The sequence below is a fragment of the Mucilaginibacter sp. SMC90 genome (assembly GCF_022811725.1).
Classification (GTDB): Bacteria; Bacteroidota; Bacteroidia; order Sphingobacteriales; family Sphingobacteriaceae; genus Mucilaginibacter.
On sequence record NZ_CP094527.1, the window covers coordinates 3,825,264 to 3,848,913 of the forward strand.

Sequence of the window (23,650 nt, forward strand, 5' to 3'; positions counted from 1 at the left end):
AAATTAGGGAATTGTTGATAAGATTGACCGCCCGAAGCATATTTTTTCCTTATTGGGCTACAGCGTTTTAAAGTAAATTATCAATCTGCGCATACTGTAATAGCATAATAGTTTTGGCATCCTTTATTTCTCCTTTTTTTACCATTTGCAGGGCGTCGTTGAATGGCATTTCTAAAACTTCAATATTTTCATTTTCGTGAGCGAGGCCACCACCATCGCTAACTTTCATTTCTTTGGCATATTCGGCCACAAAAAAGTAAAGGATTTCGGTAACCGATCCAGGCGACATGTAGGCTTCGAAAACTTTTTTTACGTCCGTTATTTTATAACCTGTTTCTTCTTCGGTTTCTTTACGGATACAATCTTCCGGATTATCCTTATCAAGTAAACCGGCACAACACTCAATCAGCATCCCATCCGGGTTTCCGTTGATATACGTTGGCAGCCTGAATTGCCTGGTTAATATCACCGAGGCTTGTGCTTTGTTGTAAAGCAAAATGGTTGCACCATTGCCGCGGTCATAAGCCTCACGATTTTGTATTGAGGTACTTCCATCGCTTTCAGTTACCTCGTAAGTCACTTTTTTGAGTATGTACCAGTTATTTGATAAAATATCAGTGTTAAGTATCTTGATTTGGCTCATTTTATTTGATCGTTTTTGATTAAAAATGATTATTATTGAACAATAATAGCATTAATAAAATGAACTTCCCTAAAAGAAAACAAAAAATAATTGAGCAGCTCAATCAGTCGGGAGAAGTTGATATTAAGCAGTTAGCGGTTGAACTGAACATATCAGAGATCACAGCGCGGCGCGATCTGAACCAATTAGCAACAGATGGATTGCTTTATCGCACCCGTGGAGGTGCAACAAAAGTTAATCCTCTTGAAAAACCGCATAGCTTTGTAAATAAAAGCGCTCAAAACGCTGCTGTTAAAGATGCGATCTGCCGCTTGGCCGCAATGCAGATCAATGACGGGGATATTATTTTTATGGATTGCGGCAGCACTGTGTTCAGGCTTTGTCAGTTCATTAAAAACAAGAAGATAAAAGTTATAACAAATTCATTACCTGTAATATATGAATTACAAGACTGCGCCGTAAGTGTCAATATAATAGGAGGGGAGCTCGATAAAGAGCGACAAGCCGTTCATGGTGCAACTGCTATTGAGCACATCCAAAAATACAGGGGAACTAAAGCTTTTTTGGGCGTTGATGGCATTTCTAAAAAAGGTTTGTTTGCCAATAGTGAGCACGAAGCATCAATAACAACGGCCTTTGCTGCCAACAGTGCTTACACCTATATTTTATGCGATGCTGGTAAAATAGGCAGAGAAACCTACCTTAATTTTGCAAGTTTAGATATAATTAATGCAATTATTACAGATGCGGATACCAATCAGCTAAAAGGCTTTAAAGACACGGGCATAACTGCTTTAAAGGCAGATATTTAAACCGGTCTGAAAAACGAAAAAGACGAATGCCCGTATTTTCTTTGTTCCGCAAAAGCGGGATGATTGCTCAAATTTTGAAGTGATTGATGTTCAACTATCAGCAACCCATCAGGTTTGAGCAAATTTTTCTCGAAAATAACTTTTGGCAGGTCCGGGATCTTGTTCAAATCATACGGCGGATCGGCAAAGATCAGATCATATTGTTCGGTTTCAATGTTCAGGTATTTGAATACATCTTCCCGGTAAGTTTTTATTTGTGTAAGCTTATGCTGGCGCGAAGTATCCTTAAGATAATTTACGCAATGGATACTTCTATCTACAGAAATAACCTCCGATGCCCCGCGTGATGCAAATTCAAGTGAGATATTACCCGTGCCGCTAAACAGATCAAGCACTTTAATACCCTCAAATTCAATTTGATTAAGCAGGATATTAAATAAAGCTTCTTTTGCCAGATCGGTAGTAGGGCGAACGGGAAGATTTTTGGGTGGATTAAGCCTTAAGCCTTTTAAACTGCCTCCTATAATACGCATAATGAAAGAGCCGCTATCGATAATACCCTGTGAGCAACAACTTCTGCCGGTAGCTGTAATACCTCTAAATTATTAACTTCTGCCTTAGCAAAAAACTCTGCCAGGCGGCTTAAAATTTCATCATCGGCCTCCAGGTCGCCACTTAGGTATAAGCTGGTGTTTTTAGGTTCCAGGTTAAGTTCTTTAGCTACCAGCACCGTAAAATAGGCAAGTTCATCCGTTTCCTTAAACTCAAATGAATTATAAAAACGAAGTTTACCGGAAGCAAAATAGCATATTTCCAGCTTGTCTTTTTCAATATTAAGATAAAGGTCATCATTTCCAGCGTTATTCCGGGCTATAGCAGCTAACCAGCCTTTTGAAGTAAAAACTGTGTTCTGGATACCAAATTCTTCGGCAGCATTTACAATGGCCTCATTGGTTTTGTACACGATGATATTTTCCGGATCTAATGTTTGCGCTAAAACTTTGCTATCGGGTTTCACATCAAGAAACCGGGCAAATTTAGGCAAACGATCAGCAGTAAACAGCTCGGCAGGCACCAGCGTAAAGCTATGGGCCGGCAGCCCGATAACTATTTGCTTGTATTTGGCCGATAAAAGATCAAGTAGCTCCTGCGGGTCACTGAGTTCATCAAAAGGATAATTCTCGGCCCATGCAATCAGGGAACCGTTATTGCTTATGGCGTACGAAAACGATTTGTCTTCAACCTGTATTAATAAAGTATAATCTTCAGTTTTATCTAAACTAAAGTTATCATCATGGTAAGTGTAATTATGTTCGTTCATACCGGTTTTAACAAAAGTAATATTTTTTAGCAGATACAGTAATTACCATGCCTTAAATCGGTATGCTGTTATAAAATACGTGTTATTACTACCAGCACAATAAATATTAAAATAGGTAAGCCTACCGGTTTAGGGTAATAGTCATTATCCGGAAAGTACCTCTTGAAAAAGAACTGGCTAAGTATCAGTGCTCCAACCAAACCAAAGCCCACATTAAGCCCGGCTACTGAAAGCATTGCTGTAACTTGAGCAGGTGTAGGCTGACCGCCTTTGGCGGTTAGGTTCATGGCGTCAACTACCAATTGCAGGTTAACACCCGAATGCAGTATTACAAAATATGATAAATAGGAAAAGAACAAAACAAAGGCCAGCACTGCCGGAACAGCCCTTTTGTATCCGGCATTATATAAATTGATGATCAGCAATACGCCGCCAAATATTAAATTGAAAAACGAAAACCAGAATATCGCTCTTTTGGAGTAAATATCTACATAATCGTCTTCGCTGTATTTTTCTTCCTCTTTGTTTTCGTCAAATTCCATGGCCCAAATGTAAAACTAATCTTACTGAATTAAATTACTTATCATCATTTTTGCAGGGTGTCAAATCCCGATCATATCCGCCAGTCATTTCCGCATGAGCCAACAGGCCAGCAAACGGAACTTTTTAGTAAGCTGCATGCCTTTTTGAAAAGTACCGAAGGCGATGAATGCTTTATCCTAAAGGGCTACGCAGGCACAGGTAAAACAACTATAGTAGGTGCATTGGTAAAAGCGTTGAAGCATTATAATTACAAAGCCGTGTTGCTGGCACCAACAGGTCGTGCTGCAAAAGTCATTACCAATTACTCCGGGCGCAAGGCTTTTACCATCCATAAGCGCATCTACCGTAAAAAATCGGCTTTGACCATTGATGATGGTTTTGCCCTTGCCGATAACCTGGCCAGCGATACACTGTTCATTGTAGATGAAGCCTCCATGATCTCGGATGAGGCCATGGGCAGCAACCATGTATCATTATTGTTCGATTTACTGCGATACGTTTATAATGACAAAAATTGCAAACTGATACTGGTGGGGGATACCGCCCAATTACCACCGGTGGGTGCTGATAACAGCCCAGCGCTTGATGAGCAGGTGATGAACGGCAAGTTTGGTATCACCATATTTAAGTATGAGCTTACCGAAGTACTGCGTCAGCAAAAAAATTCGGGTATATTGTTTAATGCCACCAATATCCGCGACCTCATCCGGACCGAAACCATCGAAGCTCCTAAAATTGTAACCAAAGGTTTTAAGGATGTTTTCAGGATGACAGGGGAACGATTACCCGAAGGATTGGAATACGCGTATCGTAAATATGGTTATGACCGCACGCTTATCATCTGCCGCTCAAACAAAAATGCTAACCTGTATAACGGGCAAATCCGAAATCGCATTTTGTACAGAGAAGAGGAACTTACCGGCGGCGATCAGATCATGATAGTGAAAAATAATTATTTCTGGTTGCAGGATAAAGACGAGAACAGTACTGCATTTATTGCCAACGGCGATATAGCCCGTATAGTAAAGGTGCGCCGTACCGAGGATATGTATGGTTTTCGTTTTGCTGATGTACAGCTGGAATTCATAGACTATGCCGAAGATCCAACCCTTGATTGTAAAGTGTTACTTGATACCCTTTACGCCGATTCACCCGCATTAAGCCAGGAAGATCAAAAACGGTTTTACCAGGAGGTAATGAAGGATTACGAACACCTCCCCAATAAAAGGGCTATGCATAACGAGCTGAAGCTTAATCCATATTACAATGCTTTGCAAATAAAATTTGCCTATGCTATTACTTGTCATAAGGCGCAGGGGGGCCAATGGGATGCCGTTTTTGTTGATCAGGGCTATGTAACCGACGAAATGATCAATATGGATTTTTTACGTTGGTTTTATACGGCTTTTACTCGTGCTACTACTGAATTGTTTTTGGTAAACTTTGATGGTAGGTTTTATAAAGATAAAGAAGTATAAGACGTGTTATGAGAAGGAGAATATTATTCAATTTTCCGGGTTGACATTTAACCAGACTTCAACGCTCTAATTAAAAACAAAGGGCTCAACCCGGCCTAAAATAACCAGCGCGTCAAACGCGTGCCCTTTGCCGAGTGTAAACTGATTGCCAACCCTGTCGATAGTATTAAGTTGCACCTGGTTTGATTTGAGATTTTTAAAAAGAACTATCCCGTTATCAATTCCCGTTTTTTTATGGATCAGATATGATGTCGTTTTGGGGTTGGGATTAAAGGTTTTTTTCGACAGTATGCCTTCGTTAGAGATTGACCAAACTGTAGCCGGGTTAAAAAAATCGGTTAGAACACAATAGTATTGTTTGCCAACGGAGGCATTTAAATAATTACCCAGGCTTACCACGTAATCCGAAGTAGTAATGTGCATATTGTGCGACCAGATTATCGTTTTCGCATCATTAAAGGCGGTGATATTGGAAGCCATAATGCTATCTCTGAATGCGGAAGCTTTATAAAAGTTAATCTTCTGCAATTTTTGATGTGTCAGTTTATCTTCGGCAGCTTTAACATTATAAACGATGTTTCGATAGGCAACAGCGTTCAGCTTTTCTTCAAGATTTTTTTTATGATCTTTAAACCAAATTAATTCGGCTACAGTTATTGAGTCTTTAGCATCATGGGGCCATTTGCTGTGGATTTCTGAAGCATATTGAGAATCAAACGGAGCGAGAAAATTATTCATGAAATAATCAGCGAAACCTATAGATGCCCCTTCAATATCAAAACCACCAATAGTGAACATATCGTTGGGTTGCGATAAATTATATCGTTTAAGCCATACCAGTAAATCATAAAAAGAGGTATTCCCCAAAAACGTTCGGCCAAATGTGTTTTGAGCAATTATTTTAACACTATCCGAGCTGGCTGCGGTTTTATTGAGCAAATAATCGTTGATTCTACGTAAAAAAACATTAGGGTATTCGATCATCAAAGTCCTATACCCCTTGTTTTTAATAAGGTACTGGATCATTTTAGATTTAAACAGAATAGTTTCTTTTCCTCCATGGCTAAACTCTCCCAATCCAACAAACCTAACGCTATCGTTTATTTCGTTGCTGAATGGTTTTTCGAGCCACTGATAATCAGAATCGAGCGCTAAGGATTGGAGCGGAAAAACCGGTGGTTTTGATGATTGCTGGCAGTAGATAGCAGGTGTTACCCCAACTAATAAATAAAGTATAAATGCCAGGTATTTCATAGATAGTTGTACCTGTACATGAATCAATAAGGTGATTTCGGATCAGGCATATTCCAAACCTATCAAAAATATCAGCAAAACGGGAAATATTTCATGTAAAAGACTAAGCCATTTGCTTTGTGCCGTTCGCCGGCTTAAGCAAATCTCCCAATACCATAGCGCCTGAAGCGGGCAGTTTTATAGTAAAAGTTGATCCTACCCCTTCTGTGCTGGTTACGGTGATGCTGCCTTTATGTTTCTCGATGATCTGCCTCACAATACTTAAACCCAACCCTGTAGATTTTTCGCCGCGTAGCCCTGTGCGGCCGGCTTTTGAAAATTGGTTAAAAATTTCGGGTAGGATATTAGCAGGGATACCCAAGCCGTAATCCTGTACCTCGATAGTTATAGCCTCACTTTGTTGTGATAGGCGTACATCAACACGGTCGCGGTCTTTTGAAAACTTCACAGCATTGCTGATCAGGTTATCAATAACCCGGTGAAATTTTTCGTGATTTATAAGTGCATTAACAGCTCCCCCTGAACTATTGAACATGACATTAACCTTGCTACCTTGTTGCAATTTCCACTCATTTACAATGCCGTTAAGCCATTGATTGAGGTCGGTATTCCGGGTTTCAAAAACTGCTATATTTTCGTTTTGGGCAGCCTCCAATAAATCATCAATAATACTGCGTGCTTTAACGCATGAGGCCTTCATCATATTGATATTGTCCTGTGTTTCTTCGTCGATCTCGTCAAGTTCCATCATCATGGCAATTGACTCGACGGCGGCTATCGGGTTACGCAGGTCATGGGCAACCATACCTAATACCTGGTTTTTAAACTCGCCTGCTTTCTCTATTTCTGAGTTTTTTTCGCGGATCTCGATCACCTGCAAATAGTAGTTAGCTTTGTAGGTGAAAAAATACCTGGAGATAAAATAAAAGCCTGAAATCAGGATGGCGGAGATCAGCTGGTTGTATAGCATATCCGTAGCCGGCGTTTGGCTGTAAAATAGCAGGGAAGTAAAAAAAAGCTCAACGGCTACAAGCAGTAATACGGTTTCATAGTATTCAAAAACAACTATCACGCTGATCAGGCTTAGCGCTACAAGATATAAGGTGAGTGCATTACTTGGATCGGATGTGGCGATAAAGCTCGAGTACATACCGCAAACAATAATATAAAGCGCAAACAAAAACACAAGCAACGACATGCCTGTTGTAGATTTTTTATGCCTTTTAAAACCAACTATAAAAATGTTGCTGGCTATCAAAAAAAAAGGAGTAACAATAATAAAAACCCAATTGCTGAAATTAAATTCGGGAAAGTTTTGAGCTTTGGTTAAACTAACCGGGAATACCAGGTAAAGAATGCGGATAATTACATTGAGAAGCAAAAATATTGTACTTGCCCCCCTGATAGCTACCAGGTTTTGGTAAGTATAATGATCACGATATTGCGACCGGTATTTTATCGGAAGGCTGTTAAAAAAGAAATGGGTATTCACCTTGTTTTACGGTATAGATTACAACAAAAATATGAAAATATTTCCTTTTGATGTAACAGGAATATGACAAAGTGCCATTCTGTTTTGTAAATGAATGACATTTTTTCACTATAGGTTAAATGGCAGGCAAATTGACTACAACTAATCACTATGAATTTTAACAACTTTACCATAAAAGCTCAGGAAGCTGTGCAGAAAGCTTCCGAAATTGCTGTTGGTAACCAACAGCAGGCAATTGAGACCGCACATCTGCTTAAAGGCTTGTTGCTGGTTGATGAAAACGTAATTACCTACTTATTAAAGAAATTAAATGTTAACCTTAACAGGTTAAATGATACTTTAGACGCACAGATAGCATCGTTCCCTAAAGTTAGCGGGAGCAATGTATATCTTTCGTCTGAAGCAAATTCGGCTTTGCAAAAAGCTTCGGGTTATTTAAAAGAATTTAAAGATGAGTTTGTATCTGTTGAGCATGTACTGTTAGGTATTTTGGCAGCAGGCGGCGCGGTCAGTACAATACTTAAAGACTCGGGGGTTAACGAAAAAGATCTCAAAAAAGCTATAATAGCTTTACGCGGTGATAGCAAAGTGACTGATCAAAACGCCGAAGCTACTTACAATGCCCTTAACAAATATGCCCGTAATTTGAACGAATACGCAGGTTCGGGCAAACTGGACCCTGTAATTGGCCGCGATGATGAAATTCGCCGTGTTATCCAGATCCTTTCGCGCCGTACCAAAAACAACCCGATATTGGTTGGTGAGCCCGGTGTTGGTAAAACAGCCATTGCCGAAGGTATCGCCTTCAGGATCATCAAAGGTGATGTGCCTGAAAGTCTGAAAACCAAGGTGGTATACTCTTTGGATATGGGCGCACTGATTGCAGGAGCCAAATACAAGGGCGAGTTTGAAGAGCGGTTAAAAGCCGTTATAAAAGAAGTTACCCAAAGCGATGGGGAGATCATCCTGTTTATTGATGAGATCCATACGCTGGTAGGTGCAGGCGGGGGAGAAGGTGCTATGGATGCAGCCAATATTCTGAAGCCGGCCCTGGCACGTGGCGAACTGCGTTCAATTGGAGCCACTACACTTAACGAGTACCAGAAATACCTTGAAAAAGATAAAGCCTTGGAACGCCGTTTCCAAAAAGTGATGGTTGAAGAACCTGATACTGCCGATGCGATATCTATTTTGCGCGGATTGAAAGAACGTTATGAAACCCACCACAAGGTTAGGATCAAAGACGAAGCGATCATCGCCTCTGTCGAAATGTCACAGCGTTATATTTCTGACAGGTTTTTACCCGACAAGGCTATTGACCTGATGGACGAAGCCGCTTCAAAACTCCGTTTGGAAATGGATTCGGTACCAGAAGTAGTTGATGAGCTTGAACGCCGCATCATGCAGCTTGAAATTGAGCGTGAAGCCATTAAACGTGAAAAAGACGACCGTAAGGTTGCCGAACTGAGCGAAGAAATAGCTAACCTGTCACAACAACGCGATTCGTTACGTGCTAAATGGAAAGGCGAAAAAGACCTTGTTGATGGCATTAACACTAAGGTTGAGCTGATAGAAAATTATAAACTGGAAGCCGAGCAGGCCGAACGTGCCGGCGATTATGGCAAAGTAGCCGAATTACGCTACGGAACCATAGTAGAAGCTCAGGCCGAAGTTGAAAAACTGAAAGCCGCCCTGCTCGAAAACCAGAGCGACAGCCGCATGCTGAAAGAGGAAGTTACTGCCGATGATATTGCCGGTGTTGTAAGCCGCTGGACAGGTATCCCTGTAAGCAAAATGATTCAGAGTGAACGTGAAAAGCTGCTTAACCTTGAAGACGAATTACATAAACGTGTAGCCGGGCAGGAAGAAGCTATAGAAGCAATAAGTGATGCTATCCGCCGCAGCCGTGCAGGTTTACAGGATAAGCGCAGGCCAATTGGTTCGTTCATATTTTTAGGTACAACCGGTGTAGGTAAAACCGAACTGGCAAAAGCCTTGGCCGAGTACTTGTTTAATGATGAAGGTGCACTTGTGCGGATAGATATGAGTGAATACCAGGAACGCCATGCTGTGTCAAGGTTGATAGGAGCGCCTCCGGGCTATGTTGGGTATGATGAAGGCGGACAGTTAACCGAGGCCGTTCGACGCAAGCCTTACAGCGTGGTACTACTGGACGAGATTGAAAAAGCCCATCCCGATGTGTTCAACATTCTGTTACAGGTTTTGGATGATGGCCGTTTAACCGATAACAAAGGCCGTGTGGTGAATTTTAAAAATACCATCATCATCATGACCTCCAACATTGGCTCAAATATCATCCAGGAAAACTTCCAGAACCTGGAGGATGAAAACCGTGACGAGCTAATAGCAAAAACCAAGAACGAGCTGTTTAACCTGTTAAGGGTAACTATCCGTCCGGAATTTTTGAACAGGATAGATGAGATCATCATGTTTACCCCGCTTAATCGCGACGAGATCCATGATATTGTTAAACTGCAATTTAAACAGGTTCAGCAAACCCTTGCCGAAATGGGGGTAACTATCGAAGCATCGGACGAAGCATTGGATTGGCTGGCCCAGTTAGGTTACGATCCGCAGTTTGGCGCACGTCCGTTAAAACGTGTGATCCAGAAGAAGCTCTTGAACGAGCTAAGTAAGCAGATCCTGGCAGGTACCGTGGATAAAGACAGCATCATTAAAATTGATATGTTTGATAACCAGTTCGTGTTCCTGAACGCAGCTAAAGAAGCCGGAGAACCGGCCAAATAAGTTTATAATAACAAAATGAATAATAGAAAAAGGCTTCCCAATTTGAGAAGCCTTTTTCTATTATTAACAACCGGAGAATCTACTAAAAAACTTCGGCTGTTTGTTTAGTTACCGATGCTAAGCTGACCCCCGTAAGCTGATCGGCAAAGGCTACGAAAGCCTTACTTTCCGATATACGTAATTGATTAGCGATCAGATTTTGTAAATTGATTTTTCCAATAACAAATTTATAATTACCTGAATAGTAACGCTCATTAATGTGTTCAAAGTTCAGCGCCTCAACTAATTCTTCATCGTCATAACGCAGGTAAACAGTTAATTCGATATTATTGGTAAAATTAAGATCTGTTTTTTCTTTAGCTTTTTTATACTCGTACTGGTAGTTGTAGCGTAATGCGGCTATATCTGACAATACAGCTGAGCCGGTAGGGTGGCCGCCTGCGCCTTTTCCGAAAAAGAATTGCTGATCGGCAAAGGCAGCCTGTACAGTTACACCATTGTATTCGTACTCAACGTTGTACAAAAACTCTTTATCGTTCACAAATTTAGGCAATACAAACAGGGCAACATTACGGTCGTCAAGCTCTTTAGCTACCGGTACCAGTTTAATTTTGAGATTTTTCTCACGGGCATATTGCAGATCGGCAGCTGCGAGGTTTTGGATGCCCAGGTTAAATACCTCATCGGGTTGTACAACTACACCATAAGCATGGGCAGCAGCAATAACCAGTTTGTATTTAGCATCAAAACCGCCAACATCGCTGGTAGGGTCCGTTTCGGCAAAGCCGAGATCCTGGGCTTGTTTTAATGCGCTGTCATAATCCAATCCTTCAATAAAACCTTTTGAAAGTATATAGTTTGATGAGCCGTTGAAAATGCCGCTTATTGAATGCAGCAATTCATTATCATAATACTCTTCCAGGTTACGGATAATTGGGATACTACCGCAAACTGCGCCTTCGTATAATAACGATGTACCGTATTGATGCTGGATCTCAATCAGCTCATCCAAATGCAGGGCAATCATTTTTTTACTGGCCGATACTACATTTTTGCCCGATTTTAAGGCCCTTGAAACAATTTCAAAAGCAGCCTCGGTATCGTTGATCAATTCAACGATAGTATTGATCTCGGGGTTGTTAAGCAGTTCTTCCTTATCAGTAGTAAATAAATGTGCTGGCAGGGAACGCTTTTTATTAGGATCCTTAATAGCAAATTTTACTATCTCGATATTTAAGTGCTTTGTTTTGATGATGTCATATAAACCCTGGCCTACAACTCCAAATCCGAAGAGGCCGATATTTAACTTTTTACTCATTACGCTGTACGTTGCAGTTCTATAATTTTTCCTTTTACATCAGTTTTAAAAAACGATGTAAATATGTTTGTTAATGCTTCTGTTTCGATTAAAAATCCATCGTGCCCATAAAACGAATCCAGTTCGGCAAAGGCAGCTTTCGGAATATGCCTGAACAGGTATTGCTGTTCTTCAACAGGGAATAATACGTCTGACGAGATTCCGATAACCAACGTTTTAGCCTTGATCAGGCTCAACGCTTTATCAACCCCGTTACGGCCGCGGCCAACATTATGCGAATCCATCACCTTGGTTAAATACCAGTAACTATAAGCATTATAGCGGTTAACCAATTTCTCGCCCTGGTAGTTTTGGTAGGATGATGAGCGGAAACCGTCTTTTACATCATCGCTTTCTTCCTGTTGGGTGATACCGTATGTTTTATAGGTACGATAGCTTAAAAGCGCAATGCTGCGTGCAGCCTTTAAACCTTTCTGACCACCTTCGGGTGTGTTGCTATAAAAAGTGCGATCCGCACTAATAGCCAAACGCTGCGACTCATTAAAAGCAATGCCCCATGGCGAGTGCTTGGCGTTAGTGGCAATCAGGATAAGGTTTTTGATTCGCTCTGGTTCAATAATAGCCCATTCCATAGCCTGTTGACCACCCAATGAACCACCTATCAACACACTGATACTATTGATCGTTAAATGTTCGGCAAGCAATTGATGAGCTTTAACCATATCCCTTGTGGTAAACTGAGGATAAGTAAGGAAATACGGATTCCCTGTAACCGGATTAATACTCAAGGGGCTTGTGGTGCCATAAGGTGAACCCAAAATATTGGCACAAACAATAAAATGTTCTTCGGGGTTGAAAAAATACCCTTCCCCAATAAGTCCTTTCCACCAGTCAAACACGTCGCTATTAGCGGTAAGCGCGTGGCATACCCAAACAACGTTATTTTTTTCTTTATTTAACCGGCCATAAGTATGAAAGCCTATCTCTAAACCTTCAATTGTACGGCCCGATTCAAATTCAAAAGTATCAGTGTATTTAAATATCTCTGCGTTCATTCTTTTGTTTGCTACGTTGTGTTAAGTCGAAAGTCTTTAGTTTGGAGTCTTAAGTCGAAGCTTTGATTTTCCGGCTTAAGACTAAATACTTAGAACTTAAGACTTAACTACACGTAACGTTTACTATATCACTTAAAAAAAACTATACATTATTAAACTAACTCACCCGCACCTTGCTTAATTTTTGCAAAAGCCTGCTCAAAATCGGCTTTAATATCATCTATATGCTCAATACCAACCGCTACGCGTAACGACGCCGGCCTAACCCCAGCCGACAATTGCTCCGCATCAGACAATTGCTGATGCGTAGTTGCCGACGGCTGTATGATCAGCGTTTTTGCATCGCCCACGTTGGCTAAATGGCTTACCAGTTTCAGGTTATTGATCAACTGGCTGGCCTGCTCCTTATTTCCCTTAATTTCAAACGACAATACGCCGCCGAAACCGTTCTTTAAATATTTTTTTGCAAGTTCATGGTAAGGCGATGATTCCAAGCCAGGGTAATTTACACTCGCTACTTGTGGATGCTGCTCAAACCATTTGGCTAATTGTAAAGCATTGTCAACATGGCGTTGTACACGCAACGACAGTGTTTCCAGCCCCTGAATGTTTAACCACGAATTAAACGGCGACTGCGACGGGCCAAAATCCCTCAAACCTTCAACACGCGCACGAATAATAAACTGAATATTACCAAACGGGCCGCCAATGCCAAATACATCGTTAAATACCAAACCGTGATAACCTTCAGATGGCTCGGTAAATTGCGGGAACTTTCCATTGCCCCAATTGTAATTACCGGCATCAACAATAACACCACCAATACTTGTACCATGCCCGCCAATCCATTTGGTGGTTGATTCGACAACCACATTAGCGCCATGTTCAATAGGGCGGAAGAGGTAACCACCCGCACCAAAAGTATTATCAACAATTAATGGCAGGTCGTGTCTTTTAGCTACTTCACTTACTTTTTCAAAATCGGCAATAGTAAACCCAGGGTTTCCAATGGTTTCCAGGAAAATGGCTTTAGTTTTATCGTCGATAAGCGCTTCGATATTTGCTGCAGTATCATCTTTAGCAAAACGTACATCAATGCCAAGGCGTTTAAAGGCTACTTTAAACTGGTTATAAGTACCGCCATATAAAAAGGGAGAAGTAACAAAGTTATCACCAGCCTGCAGGATGTTATTTAGTGCTATAAATTGTGATGCCTGTCCCGATGCTGTAGCCAAAGCCGCAACTCCACCCTCTAAAGCAGCTATGCGTTTCTCAAACACATCAGTAGTAGGGTTCATGATGCGGGTATATATATTGCCAAACTCTTTTAATGCAAATAAATTGGCACCATGCTCGGCGCTGTTAAATACGTAAGAAGTAGTTTGATAAAGCGGCACTGCACGTGAACCCGTTGTTGGATCAACTTCCTGACCGGCATGTAATTGTAAGGTTTCGAATTTTAAGGCAGACATAGTTTTAATTTTTAATGTGTTTAATTTAGATTTTGAATCTTAAGATGAATTTTGGCAAACCGGTTTTAAATAATCGGCTTTGTAACATGCGTTTTTTCAAGGGAATGAAAACAACAGCGTGCTAAGCATCAACAGCAGCAACACATACAAATACAGCCAATAGGAGAGCTAATATGTTGTACATTACCGTTTGCGGTGTAAAAAGTGTTGTGTTGCGTAAATTTAATTAAACTTTTCATGGTTATAAATTTATATTCCCCGGTGTTATTTGCCGGGACAGGAATTGGCACCTTCTTCAACATTGAAGGGTTGCCAGCGGGTCATTAGAGCCTGATCTCTCGCCGCTTCTTTATAAATCAAAACCCGAACTATGTGCGGAGTATTGATCGACCTTGGTATCGCTACCAAATAATGTTGCGAATATAAGGGATTAATGGGCAATGTGCCAAATTTTATTTTTTTTGAGGATTTTCGAGGCGAAAGGTCAAAGGCGAAAGGTTAAAGGTTTTATTTTAAATGGCGTTCAAAGTTGTGAATGTAGCTTCTACCTTTCGCCTTTAACCTTTTGCTTTTTACCTCAATAACGCCTGTTCCATATCAGCTATCAAATCATCAATATGCTCCAAGCCTACAGAAACCCTTAATAAATTCCTCGGGGTTTTAGTATCGGGGCCTTCAACTGTAGCGCGGTGTTCAATCAGGCTTTCTACGCCGCCAAGGCTGGTTGCTTTGATGAATAGCTTAAGTTTATTGATAATGTTGTGCGTATCGTTCTCATCGCCTTTAATAATAAAGGATAACATACCGCCAAAGGCAAGCATCTGATCTTTAGCTATATCATGCTGCGGATGCGATGACAGGCCGGGGTACATCACCTGTTGTACATTAGGGTGTTGTTCAAGATATTCGGCAAGTAGTTGCGCATTTTGCACGTGGCCCTTTACTCGGTATGGCAGGGTTTTAATACTGCGTACCAAATAATAACAATCCATAGGCGAGGGGATAGCGCCGCCCATTTCCTGCACCTGCCTGATTTTTGTCCACCAATCATGCTTTTCGGCAGTAATTAAAACGCCGCCCATCAAATCGCTGTGCCCGCCAAAATATTTCGTGGCCGAATGCATCACCATATCAGCACCTAACTCAAGCGGGCGTTGACATATCGGGGTAGCAAAGGTATTATCGCATAAAACTTTTATACCCTTTGATTTTGCTATGCCAACTACTTTTTTAATGTCGGTAATTTTCAGAAGCGGGTTTGAAGGCGTTTCTATCCATATTAAACCTGTTTTTGGTTTAATATGCTGCTGCAAAACTTCGGTATCATTTACATCGATAAAATCAAAAGTAAGGATCCCGGCGAACAGGGTCTTAAGTTGGTTACGCAAGCCATGATACATATCATCCGGAGCTATAATATGAGTACCTGGTTCAAGGGACTGAAAAACCGACATACCTGCGGCATTGCCTGATGAAAATGAAGCCGCTTCAACACCGCCTTCCAGTTTAGCCAGTACATGCTCCAAAGCATGACGGTTAGGATTTGATGAACGACTGTAGATATAACCTGCCGGAAATCCCCCGTCGTCACCCCGTTCAAACGTGGTTGACATAATGATGGGTTGTATTACGGCCCTTGTTGCCTCATCAACGTGGTTACCAGCGTGTATGGCTATAGTTTCAGTTTTCATGGCTCAAAATATGATATCGCCCAAAGTAAAAAAGAATATTTGTTATTCATTGTAGCGTTTTTTCATTTTTAACCGAATGGACTATAAAACCTATCCACATGAAAAGAACCTTTATCCTGACTCTGCTTATTGTCAGCGTGTTAACAGCCTGTAAAAAAGATGCTAACGACTCCGCTTACGACAAAAGCTATAAAGTATGGCAAAATTTTAAGGCAGACAGCAAAAATTCATATGCCTACACAGTCAACACAGGTTCAGTTTTTGGTTATGGTTCTGACACAAAGATCACCGTTCAAAATGGGGTTATTATAGCAAGAGACTTTGTATCATATACCTTAGCGTATACACCAAATGGCGTTCCCGGTAAAACAACAAAGGAACAATGGCACGAAGATAAAGCGTTGCTGGGGCAGCATGCTTCGGGCGCTGCGTTACTTACACTTGACCAGGTTTATTTAAAAGCCAAAACCGAATGGCTTGCCGCTGACAAGAAGAAAAACACCGTTTACTTTGAAGCCCGTAATAATGGTATGATATCTGACGCCAGTTATGTACCTAATGGTTGCCAGGATGATTGTTCAATTGGCATCTCCATTAGCGAGATCATGGCTCTGTAACCTTAATGTAATTTACCGCACAAATTGGTCAATATATGTCATAACGCATATTTCTATTGCGCTTTTTAGTACATTTGGCCAAATTTATAATGATGCAAAATTCAGATAACTTACAGATATTGCTTCAGGATCCGAATTTATCTGCTGACTTAAAGCACATTGCCCAAAAGGTACTAAATAAACAACGCATCACTTTTGATGAAGGCGTTTTGCTTTATGAGCAGGGCGAGCTTGGATATCTCGGCACTTTAGCCAATTACATCCGTAACGAGCGCCACGGCGATAAAACCTATTTCAACCGCAATTTTCATATTGAGCCTACCAACCTTTGTGTTTACGACTGTAAATTTTGTTCGTATTCGCGCCTGCTGAAACAAAAGTCGGAAGGCTGGGAATACACCATGGATGAAATGTTTAACATGGTTGCAAAATATGACGACGAACCGGTTACAGAAGTTCACATTGTTGGCGGTGTTTTGCCTCAATACGATGTGCCTTTTTATCAGGAGCTTTTTTCACGTATCCGGGCTCACCGCCCCGGGCTGCATATCAAGGCGTTAACTCCGGTTGAATACCATTACATTTTTAAAAAAGCCAAAATTGACTACGCAACAGGCATGCGCCTGATGCAAGAAGCAGGCCTGGATTCTATTCCCGGCGGCGGTGCTGAGATTTTTGATCCGGAGATCAGGGATCAGATCTCGAAAGATAAATGTACTGCAGATCAGTGGCTGGCTATTCATGAAGAATGGCATAAGCTTGGCGGCCGTTCAAATGCTACCATGCTTTATGGGCATATTGAAGCATATAAACACCGCGTCGACCACATGGAGCGCTTACGCCAGTTGCAGGACAAAACCGGAGGTTTCCAAACGTTTATTCCGCTTAAGTTTCGTAATAAAGATAACCAGATGTCGCACGTACCCGAGGTTTCGGTAATTGAAGATCTACGCAACTACGCGGTAGCGCGCATCTATCTGGATAACTTTGATCACATCAAAGCATATTGGGCCATGATAAGCCGCACAACCGCGCAGCTTTCCCTTAACTTTGGTGTTGATGACATAGATGGTACGCTGGATGACACCACAAAGATCTATTCAATGGCCGGTGCCGAAGAACAGCATCCGGGTATGAGCACCAAACAAGTGGTTGAGCTAATTAAGCACGTAGGCCGCCAGCCTATTGAACGTGATACATTATATAATGTAGTAACGGATTATACCAACTTTGAGTTTGGCGACGAAGTAAAACCACAATATTACAAGTTACCGGTAATTAATTAAGCTAAAAGCTCAAGGCTTAAAGCCCAAAGCGAAAAAACAAAAGCAAGCTTTATGCTTTAAGCCTTCGGCTTTCAGCTCAAAAATAAATGATACAAAAAACCTTATATATAGTACGCCACGGCCAAACTGAGTATAACAAACTTGGTATTATACAAGGCCGCGGAGTAGATACCGATTTAAATGACGAAGGGCGTAAACAGGCCTGCCAGTTTTTTGAGGCTTATAAAACCGTTCCGTTTGATAAGATTTATATTTCGGCATTAAAGCGTACCCAACAAAGTATCCAGCCTTTTATTGACCTCGGCATCCCTTATGAAAAGCTTTCGGGCTTAGATGAGCTGGCCTGGGGTATACATGAAGGCCAGGCACCAACTACGGATAATAAGGCAGCCTTCCTGCAAATTATGCGTGATTGGCTGGATGGCAAGCTGGACAGTAAATTTGAAGGTGGTGAAAGCCCGCGTGAGGTTGAAGTACGCCAGCGTGAGGCCATGAGAGTGATCATGAGCCATCCCGAAGAAAAAAACGTGCTTATCTGTATGCATGGACGTGCATTACGTTTGCTGCTTTGCATCCTTACCAATAAGCCCTTATCTGAAATGGATACCTTCCCGCATCAAAATCTGGTATTATATAAGGTAACCTACAATGGCGAAAAATTTGAAGTCGCAGACTTTAACAATGCCGAACATCTAAAACATCCCGACGAACAGAAATAGCGAATTTGTGAACAAGATCAGAATATCAGCAGTAAGCTACACTAATACCAAACCCTTTTTATACGGCATTCAACATACCGACATTATTAATAAAATAGATCTGAGCCTCGATATCCCGTCTGATTGTGCTCAAAAGCTCATCGATGATGTAGTTGATATTGGTCTTATTCCGGTTGCAGCGGCATTAAGCCTCCCGCAATGGGAAATTGTTTCCGATTATTGTATCGGAGCCATTGGCGCTGTAAACTCCGTTTTTATCTTTAGCAATTGCGAAATTAAGGATGTAACCACTATCCAGCTTGATCCGCAGTCGCGCTCATCAAATAATCTGGCCCGTGTACTGCTAAAAAACCATTGGCAAGTGAGTCCGCAACAGGTTTCTAATGCTGCTGACTATGCTCAACCGACAGACGGGCACACAGCTTTTGTACAAATAGGCGACCGTACCTTTGGCAAAAAACAGCAATACAAATACGTATATGACCTGGCCGAAGAGTGGCAAAAGATGACAGGTTTGCCATTCACCTTTGCAGCCTGGATAGCCAACAAACCTATCCCGCAGGAATTTATGGATGAGTTTAATGCATCATTAAAATATGGACTCGATCACCGCGAAGAGCTCTTCAAAGAAATAACCATGCGCGATGATTTTGATTTAGTTGATTATTTGATGGTTAAAATAGATTACGATTTAACCGCAGATAAGAAAAAGGCTTTGTACCTGTTTCATGATTATATAAAGGCGTTGTAAACGGCTTTTTTTTTCTGAACCGGGATTTATTGGATTTACTGGATTAACGGAATATCAGATTTGTAATTTGATATTCAAAATCCCGGAATCTGAAAAATCTCCCCAAATCCCGGTTCAGACAAAAACAATTCCCTTCTCAATTCAATTGCTTATCTTAAACACAAAAACGTTTATCTATGAGCAATAATCCCCAACTATTAAAAGGACAGGCGGCCCTTATAACCGGTGCCGATAGCGGCATTGGCAAAGGCGTTGCGTTGGCAATGGCTGCGGCCGGTGCCAAACTCCTCATTAACTACGCACATAATAAAGCTGCTGCCGATGATGTTGTAAGCCAGATTACTGAATTGGGCGGCGAGGCATTTGCGTTTCAGGCAGATGTAAGCCATGAAGATGAGGTAAAAGCCATGTTTGCGGAGTTATTTAAGCAATACGGTACCATTGATATCCTTGTAAATAATGCGGGCCTGCAAAAAGACTCCAAATTTGTTGACATGACACTTGATGACTGGAACAAAGTGATCAGCATTAACCTTACGGGCCAGTTTCTGTGTGCCAGGGAAGCCGCTAAAGAATTTATTAAAAGAGGAGTTATTGAAAATAGAAGCAGGGCTGCTGGCAAGATCATTTGCATGAGCAGTGTGCACGAAGTTATCCCTTGGGCGGGCCATGTAAACTATGCTGCAAGCAAAGGCGGTATTATGATGTTTATGAAAAGCATAGCTCAGGAGCTTGCCCCTCATAAGATCAGGGTAAATGGTATAGGGCCGGGTGCCATACAAACACCCATTAATAAAGAAGCATGGGATACCCCCGAAGCGCTGGATAAACTGCTCACACTCATCCCATACAATAGGATCGGGCAGCCTGGCGATATCGGAAAACTGGCGGTTTGGCTGGCATCAGACGAGTCTGACTACGTTACCGGGGTTACAATTTTTGCAGATGGGGGCATGACTTTATACCCAGGCTTTGCAGATAATGGCTAAATGACATTTTAATGACAACATAAATCGGTTTAGCATGTATAAAAAGCACATTAATAGCCCTTTTTTCTTTTAGATATTGTAAAATATACACTAAGGTGATTGATAAAATTTAAATTTTGAGGCTGCAAAAGGCTATAATTATTAAATATTCATAAAAGTTTCAGAAAATTTTAAATATTGATAAGTACACTGTATTTTTGTTGCAGGATTTAAAATTTAAACGAACATGAAAAAGATATTTTTAACAATAGCAACTGCAGCCTTATTTACCGTTAACGCTTTCGCCGATGGTGGCAAAAAATCAGATGGTGGTACCAACGTATCTTACGTTGCGTTACACGGCTTTACTGCTGACTTCGCCGAAGCAACTAACGTTAACTGGACTGTAACTAAAAACGTACAAAAAGCTACTTTCACTGTTGATGGCGTTCAAAAAACTGCTTTCTACAACTTACAAGGTGAATTTTTAGGTACAACTCAACGTGTTGATAACAAAGCTATCCCTGCAAAAGCTCTTAGCCAAATCAACAACGAATACAAAGGTTACGAAGTAGGCGAAGTTATCGTTTACCAGGCTAACACTTCAATCAATGACGCTATCGAGCCAACTTCATACTTTGTTGACTTGAAAAACGACAAACACGAAGTTTTGGTAAGGATCACCCAACAAGCTAACATTGAGTTTTTCCAACAAGTGAAATAATTCCGAAAATTATAACAATTAAAAGCCGCCCTGATATTCACAGGGCGGCTTTTTTTATGACTAAAAATCACGTTATTATATTCTAAAATACCATTTTATAAAACAAAAGCGCTGTTTTTCCCTTTAAATATTAATTAATATTTAGTTAGTATGTCGAAAACAATAATTGTATCAAACCGTTTGCCTATTAAAATTTCCAAAACTGATGGTGTTTACCATTCATCACCAAGCGAGGGAGGATTAGCTACCGGTTTAGGTTCAATATATAAACAGGGCGATAATGTGTGGATAGGGTGGCCCGGGGTAGAAATAACAGAACAGGAAGATAAAGACCAGGTTACCAAAGAATTAAAGGATCTAAGCTTAGTCCCGGTTTTTTTAGATCAGGAAGAAATAAATCAATATTACGAAGGTTTCAGCAACGAGGTTTTATGGCCCGTTTTCCATTATTATGCTTCAACGTATGCAGCGTATAAACAATCAAATTGGGATTACTACAAAGCGGTAAACAAAAAATTCAGAGATAAGATCCTCAGTATTGCTGAGCCGGGTGATGTGATCTGGATCCACGATTATCAGTTATTTTTACTACCACAACTTGTAAGACAGGAAATGCCGGATGTTTCTATCGGTTTTTTCCTGCATATCCCTTTTCCGTCAAACGAAATGTTCAGGCTTATCCCATGGCGTTCGGAGTTATTGGAGGGTATACTTGGTGCCGATCTTATCGGGTTCCATACTTTTGATGACGTGCGCCACTTTTTGGGAGCCGCAACACGCTTGCTGCCGGTATCATCCAGCGCCAATATCATAAGTAATGGTGAACGTTCGGTTGTTGTCGAGTCGTTCCCTATGGGGATAGATGAAAAAAGATATTCTTCTTTGCCGTTGCAGGATGATGTAAAACACCAGGTGGAGCTTATTAAGGAAAACTTTCAAAACAGAAAACTCATCCTTTCTATAGACAGGCTTGATTACAGTAAAGGAATTTTGCAAAGGCTCGAAGCATTTGAACTCCTGCTTGAGCAATGCCCCGAATGCATTGACCACATTACACTTTATATGATCGTGGTTCCATCCCGTGATACCGTGCCTCAGTACGCTCATCTTAGGGATGAGATAGATAAAAAAGTGGGCAAAATCAATGCGCTGTACCGTACTATGGACTGGAGCCCGATCCATTATTACTATCGTTCATTTCCGATAGAGACCCTTTCGGCCCTCTACTATTCGGCCGACGTATGTTTGGTAACCCCCATGCGCGACGGTATGAACCTGGTGAGTAAGGAGTATGTAGCCAGCCGGATAAATAATGATGGAGTGCTCATTATGAGCGAAATGGCGGGGTCATCTAAAGAACTCATAGATGCCATTATAGTTAACCCCAACAATACGGGCGAAGTTTGCCGTGCCATTTTACAAGCCATCAACATGCCGCTTGAAGAACAACGCCGTCGCATGATCCCGATGAGACAACTTGTCGCCAAATTCAATACATCGCATTGGGTTAAAATTTTTATGGACAAGCTTAAGGAGGTGAAGCTCATGCAGCGTTCTCTACAGGCCAGGCACGTAAGTAACACCACCGAGCAAAGTATCATCAACCGTTATATCAAAACTAAAAAGCGCATTATCTTTTTAGATTATGATGGCACGCTGGTGAATTTTAAATCAAACATAGATCAGGCCAGCCCCGATAAAGAGTTATACAACATTATCAATAAACTTGCCGAAGACCCTGCAAACCAACTGGTTTTAATAAGCGGACGCAAGCATGAAAACCTTGATGATTGGTTTAAACACAACGATATTTACCTTATTGCCGAGCATGGTTCGTGGTTTAAACAGCCAGGCACTTCCTGGCATAAAATAGGAGGGCTAAGCGACCAGTGGAAACACGATATTTATCCAATACTGGAAACTTATGTTGACCGTACTCCAGGCTCTTTCGTTGAAGAAAAAACATACTCGCTGGTTTGGCATTACCGCAAAGCGCAGGCCGGCCTTGGCGAACTAAGGGCCAATGAGTTGATGAACAACCTCAAATACCTTGCAAGCGATAAAGGCTTACAGTTATTAGCAGGGGATAAGGTACTGGAAGTGAAGAATATGGATATCAATAAAGGCAAAGCTGCTTTAACCCTCACCGAAGGCAGAGACTATGATTTTGTTATAGCTTTTGGCGATGATTATACCGATGAAGATATTTTTAAAGCCTTGCCAGAAAGCGCTATAACCATTAAAGTTGGCAGCAATCTTTCGGCTGCTAAATTTTACCTGCGTAATCCAGCCGAAGTGAGGAAACTACTTACCAGCTTCGCGAAGTATACACCGGTAGAAGAAACTGTATACAAATAGCAGGAAGTGGCAGTTGTAGCTTTTAGCTAAAATTTAAATCATTAAATAATTAGTTGTGCCCATGGTTTAGCCATGGGCATTTTTTATATTCGGGAGCGTTTATTCTGCAAACCGATTATGAAAAGAATCATCTTGTTCATTATTTCCTTAACCTTAATCAGTTTAATAGTTAAGGCTCAAAAAAATCCAACCTATAAAGTTTATACAGTAAAATTTGCCGAATCCGGCTATCCCTTTAAAATCGGCGATTGGGCGCTGAACGGTCCTAAAAACGTGCCGGTAAAAATTGATTTTATGGTATGGCTTATTAAAGGCGAAAATGGCAGAAATATATTAGTTGATGCAGGATTTTAGGTGATAGCGAAGATGCTAAGGAATT

General features: G+C 41.2%; 21 protein-coding genes and 1 riboswitch. Of the genes, 11 read left to right on the forward strand and 10 right to left on the reverse strand.

The window, feature by feature from the left end; genetic code table 11:
• Positions 1–67: 67 nt before the first annotated feature.
• Positions 68–643, reverse strand: coding sequence for a GDP-mannose pyrophosphatase NudK (gene nudK, locus MTO98_RS16420; RefSeq protein ID WP_243487704.1), 576 nt, complete (start codon positions 641–643; stop codon positions 68–70).
• Positions 644–702: 59 nt separating this feature from the next.
• Here nudK and MTO98_RS16425 point away from each other — a divergent pair, with 59 nt between their 5' ends.
• Positions 703–1,455 (forward strand): DeoR/GlpR family DNA-binding transcription regulator, encoded by a 753-nt coding sequence (locus MTO98_RS16425; protein WP_243487705.1) that lies wholly within the window; start codon positions 703–705, stop codon positions 1,453–1,455.
• Here the strand turns inward: MTO98_RS16425 and rsmD are convergent.
• The 3 genes from rsmD to MTO98_RS16440 form a co-directional block, all read right to left on the reverse strand.
• Entirely contained in the window at positions 1,452–1,988 is a 537-nt protein-coding gene (rsmD, locus tag MTO98_RS16430; protein ID WP_243487706.1) for a 16S rRNA (guanine(966)-N(2))-methyltransferase RsmD, read from the reverse strand. The genes MTO98_RS16425 and rsmD overlap by 4 nt on opposite strands.
• Positions 1,976–2,776, reverse strand: coding sequence for a DUF3822 family protein (locus MTO98_RS16435; protein WP_243487707.1), 801 nt, complete (start codon positions 2,774–2,776; stop codon positions 1,976–1,978). The genes rsmD and MTO98_RS16435 overlap by 13 nt, the downstream gene beginning before the upstream one ends.
• 68 nt (positions 2,777–2,844) lie before the next feature.
• Positions 2,845–3,318, reverse strand: a complete 474-nt coding sequence (locus MTO98_RS16440) for a hypothetical protein (RefSeq protein ID WP_243487708.1) — start codon at positions 3,316–3,318, stop codon at positions 2,845–2,847.
• A 57-nt stretch (positions 3,319–3,375) separates the two neighbouring features.
• On the opposite strand from MTO98_RS16440, the gene MTO98_RS16445 reads away from it, so the two are divergent.
• On the forward strand, positions 3,376–4,797 hold the full coding sequence (locus MTO98_RS16445; RefSeq protein WP_243487709.1) for an ATP-dependent RecD-like DNA helicase: 1,422 nt from the start codon (positions 3,376–3,378) through the stop codon (positions 4,795–4,797).
• A 66-nt stretch (positions 4,798–4,863) separates the two neighbouring features.
• On the opposite strand, the gene MTO98_RS16450 is transcribed toward MTO98_RS16445, so the two are convergent.
• Entirely contained in the window at positions 4,864–6,051 is a 1,188-nt protein-coding gene (locus MTO98_RS16450) for an erythromycin esterase family protein (protein ID WP_243487710.1), read from the reverse strand.
• A 103-nt stretch (positions 6,052–6,154) separates the two neighbouring features.
• Entirely contained in the window at positions 6,155–7,543 is a 1,389-nt protein-coding gene (locus tag MTO98_RS16455; protein WP_243487711.1) for a sensor histidine kinase KdpD, read from the reverse strand.
• A gap of 150 nt (positions 7,544–7,693) precedes the next feature.
• On the opposite strand from MTO98_RS16455, the gene clpB reads away from it, so the two are divergent.
• On the forward strand, positions 7,694–10,312 hold the full coding sequence (gene clpB, locus MTO98_RS16460) for an ATP-dependent chaperone ClpB (protein ID WP_243487712.1): 2,619 nt from the start codon (positions 7,694–7,696) through the stop codon (positions 10,310–10,312).
• Positions 10,313–10,394: 82 nt separating this feature from the next.
• On the opposite strand, the gene MTO98_RS16465 is transcribed toward clpB, so the two are convergent.
• The 4 genes from MTO98_RS16465 to MTO98_RS16480 form a co-directional block, all read right to left on the reverse strand.
• The gene (locus tag MTO98_RS16465) at positions 10,395–11,630 is read right to left on the reverse strand and encodes a homoserine dehydrogenase (protein ID WP_243487713.1); all 1,236 of its coding nucleotides are present in this window, start codon (positions 11,628–11,630) and stop codon (positions 10,395–10,397) included.
• The gene (metX, locus tag MTO98_RS16470; protein WP_243487714.1) at positions 11,630–12,685 is read right to left on the reverse strand and encodes a homoserine O-acetyltransferase; all 1,056 of its coding nucleotides are present in this window, start codon (positions 12,683–12,685) and stop codon (positions 11,630–11,632) included. The genes MTO98_RS16465 and metX overlap by 1 nt, the downstream gene beginning before the upstream one ends.
• Positions 12,686–12,837: 152 nt before the next feature.
• Positions 12,838–14,157 carry an O-acetylhomoserine aminocarboxypropyltransferase/cysteine synthase family protein gene (locus MTO98_RS16475; RefSeq protein WP_243487715.1) on the reverse strand — a complete coding sequence of 440 codons (1,320 nt, stop codon included), beginning with the start codon at positions 14,155–14,157 and terminating at the stop codon, positions 12,838–12,840.
• 246 nt (positions 14,158–14,403) lie between these two features.
• Positions 14,404–14,515: riboswitch (SAM riboswitch) on the reverse strand.
• Between the two features lie 214 nt (positions 14,516–14,729).
• Positions 14,730–15,848 (reverse strand): PLP-dependent aspartate aminotransferase family protein, encoded by a 1,119-nt coding sequence (locus tag MTO98_RS16480; protein ID WP_243487716.1) that lies wholly within the window; start codon positions 15,846–15,848, stop codon positions 14,730–14,732.
• A gap of 98 nt (positions 15,849–15,946) precedes the next feature.
• Between MTO98_RS16480 and MTO98_RS16485 the strand changes: the two genes are divergently transcribed.
• The 8 genes from MTO98_RS16485 to MTO98_RS16520 all read left to right on the forward strand — a co-directional run bounded on the left by MTO98_RS16485 (position 15,947) and on the right by MTO98_RS16520 (position 23,625).
• Positions 15,947–16,465, forward strand: coding sequence for a hypothetical protein (locus MTO98_RS16485; protein WP_243487717.1), 519 nt, complete (start codon positions 15,947–15,949; stop codon positions 16,463–16,465).
• 92 nt (positions 16,466–16,557) lie between these two features.
• Positions 16,558–17,751 carry an aminofutalosine synthase MqnE gene (mqnE, locus tag MTO98_RS16490; RefSeq protein ID WP_243487939.1) on the forward strand — a complete coding sequence of 398 codons (1,194 nt, stop codon included), beginning with the start codon at positions 16,558–16,560 and terminating at the stop codon, positions 17,749–17,751.
• Positions 17,752–17,837: 86 nt separating this feature from the next.
• Positions 17,838–18,470, forward strand: coding sequence for a histidine phosphatase family protein (locus MTO98_RS16495; protein WP_243487718.1), 633 nt, complete (start codon positions 17,838–17,840; stop codon positions 18,468–18,470).
• Positions 18,471–18,477: 7 nt separating this feature from the next.
• Positions 18,478–19,221 (forward strand): menaquinone biosynthetic enzyme MqnA/MqnD family protein, encoded by a 744-nt coding sequence (locus tag MTO98_RS16500; protein ID WP_243487719.1) that lies wholly within the window; start codon positions 18,478–18,480, stop codon positions 19,219–19,221.
• A 176-nt stretch (positions 19,222–19,397) separates the two neighbouring features.
• Complete coding sequence (locus MTO98_RS16505; RefSeq protein WP_243487720.1) at positions 19,398–20,210, forward strand: SDR family oxidoreductase; 813 nt, start codon at positions 19,398–19,400, stop codon at positions 20,208–20,210.
• A 226-nt stretch (positions 20,211–20,436) separates the two neighbouring features.
• The gene (locus tag MTO98_RS16510; protein ID WP_243487721.1) at positions 20,437–20,913 is read left to right on the forward strand and encodes a hypothetical protein; all 477 of its coding nucleotides are present in this window, start codon (positions 20,437–20,439) and stop codon (positions 20,911–20,913) included.
• A gap of 150 nt (positions 20,914–21,063) precedes the next feature.
• On the forward strand, positions 21,064–23,271 hold the full coding sequence (locus tag MTO98_RS16515; RefSeq protein ID WP_243487722.1) for a bifunctional alpha,alpha-trehalose-phosphate synthase (UDP-forming)/trehalose-phosphatase: 2,208 nt from the start codon (positions 21,064–21,066) through the stop codon (positions 23,269–23,271).
• A 117-nt stretch (positions 23,272–23,388) separates the two neighbouring features.
• Positions 23,389–23,625, forward strand: coding sequence for a hypothetical protein (locus MTO98_RS16520; protein ID WP_243487723.1), 237 nt, complete (start codon positions 23,389–23,391; stop codon positions 23,623–23,625).
• The last annotated feature ends 25 nt before the right edge of the window (positions 23,626–23,650 follow it).

Coding starts and splice junctions, on each gene's coding strand:
- MTO98_RS16515 (WP_243487722.1), top strand. CDS start 21,064: ATGTCGAAAACAATAATTGTATCAAACCGTTTGCCTATTAAAATTTCC.
- MTO98_RS16480 (WP_243487716.1), bottom strand. CDS start 15,848: ATGAAAACTGAAACTATAGCCATACACGCTGGTAACCACGTTGATGAG.
- nudK (WP_243487704.1), bottom strand. CDS start 643: ATGAGCCAAATCAAGATACTTAACACTGATATTTTATCAAATAACTGG.
- MTO98_RS16450 (WP_243487710.1), bottom strand. CDS start 6,051: ATGAAATACCTGGCATTTATACTTTATTTATTAGTTGGGGTAACACCT.
- mqnE (WP_243487939.1), top strand. CDS start 16,558: ATGCAAAATTCAGATAACTTACAGATATTGCTTCAGGATCCGAATTTA.
- MTO98_RS16435 (WP_243487707.1), bottom strand. CDS start 2,776: ATGAACGAACATAATTACACTTACCATGATGATAACTTTAGTTTAGAT.
- rsmD (WP_243487706.1), bottom strand. CDS start 1,988: ATGCGTATTATAGGAGGCAGTTTAAAAGGCTTAAGGCTTAATCCACCC.
- MTO98_RS16520 (WP_243487723.1), top strand. CDS start 23,389: ATGAAAAGAATCATCTTGTTCATTATTTCCTTAACCTTAATCAGTTTA.
- MTO98_RS16510 (WP_243487721.1), top strand. CDS start 20,437: ATGAAAAAGATATTTTTAACAATAGCAACTGCAGCCTTATTTACCGTT.
- MTO98_RS16465 (WP_243487713.1), bottom strand. CDS start 11,630: ATGAGTAAAAAGTTAAATATCGGCCTCTTCGGATTTGGAGTTGTAGGC.
- metX (WP_243487714.1), bottom strand. CDS start 12,685: ATGAACGCAGAGATATTTAAATACACTGATACTTTTGAATTTGAATCG.
- MTO98_RS16475 (WP_243487715.1), bottom strand. CDS start 14,157: ATGTCTGCCTTAAAATTCGAAACCTTACAATTACATGCCGGTCAGGAA.
- MTO98_RS16495 (WP_243487718.1), top strand. CDS start 17,838: ATGATACAAAAAACCTTATATATAGTACGCCACGGCCAAACTGAGTAT.
- MTO98_RS16440 (WP_243487708.1), bottom strand. CDS start 3,318: ATGGAATTTGACGAAAACAAAGAGGAAGAAAAATACAGCGAAGACGAT.
- MTO98_RS16425 (WP_243487705.1), top strand. CDS start 703: ATGAACTTCCCTAAAAGAAAACAAAAAATAATTGAGCAGCTCAATCAG.
- MTO98_RS16505 (WP_243487720.1), top strand. CDS start 19,398: ATGAGCAATAATCCCCAACTATTAAAAGGACAGGCGGCCCTTATAACC.
- clpB (WP_243487712.1), top strand. CDS start 7,694: ATGAATTTTAACAACTTTACCATAAAAGCTCAGGAAGCTGTGCAGAAA.
- MTO98_RS16485 (WP_243487717.1), top strand. CDS start 15,947: ATGAAAAGAACCTTTATCCTGACTCTGCTTATTGTCAGCGTGTTAACA.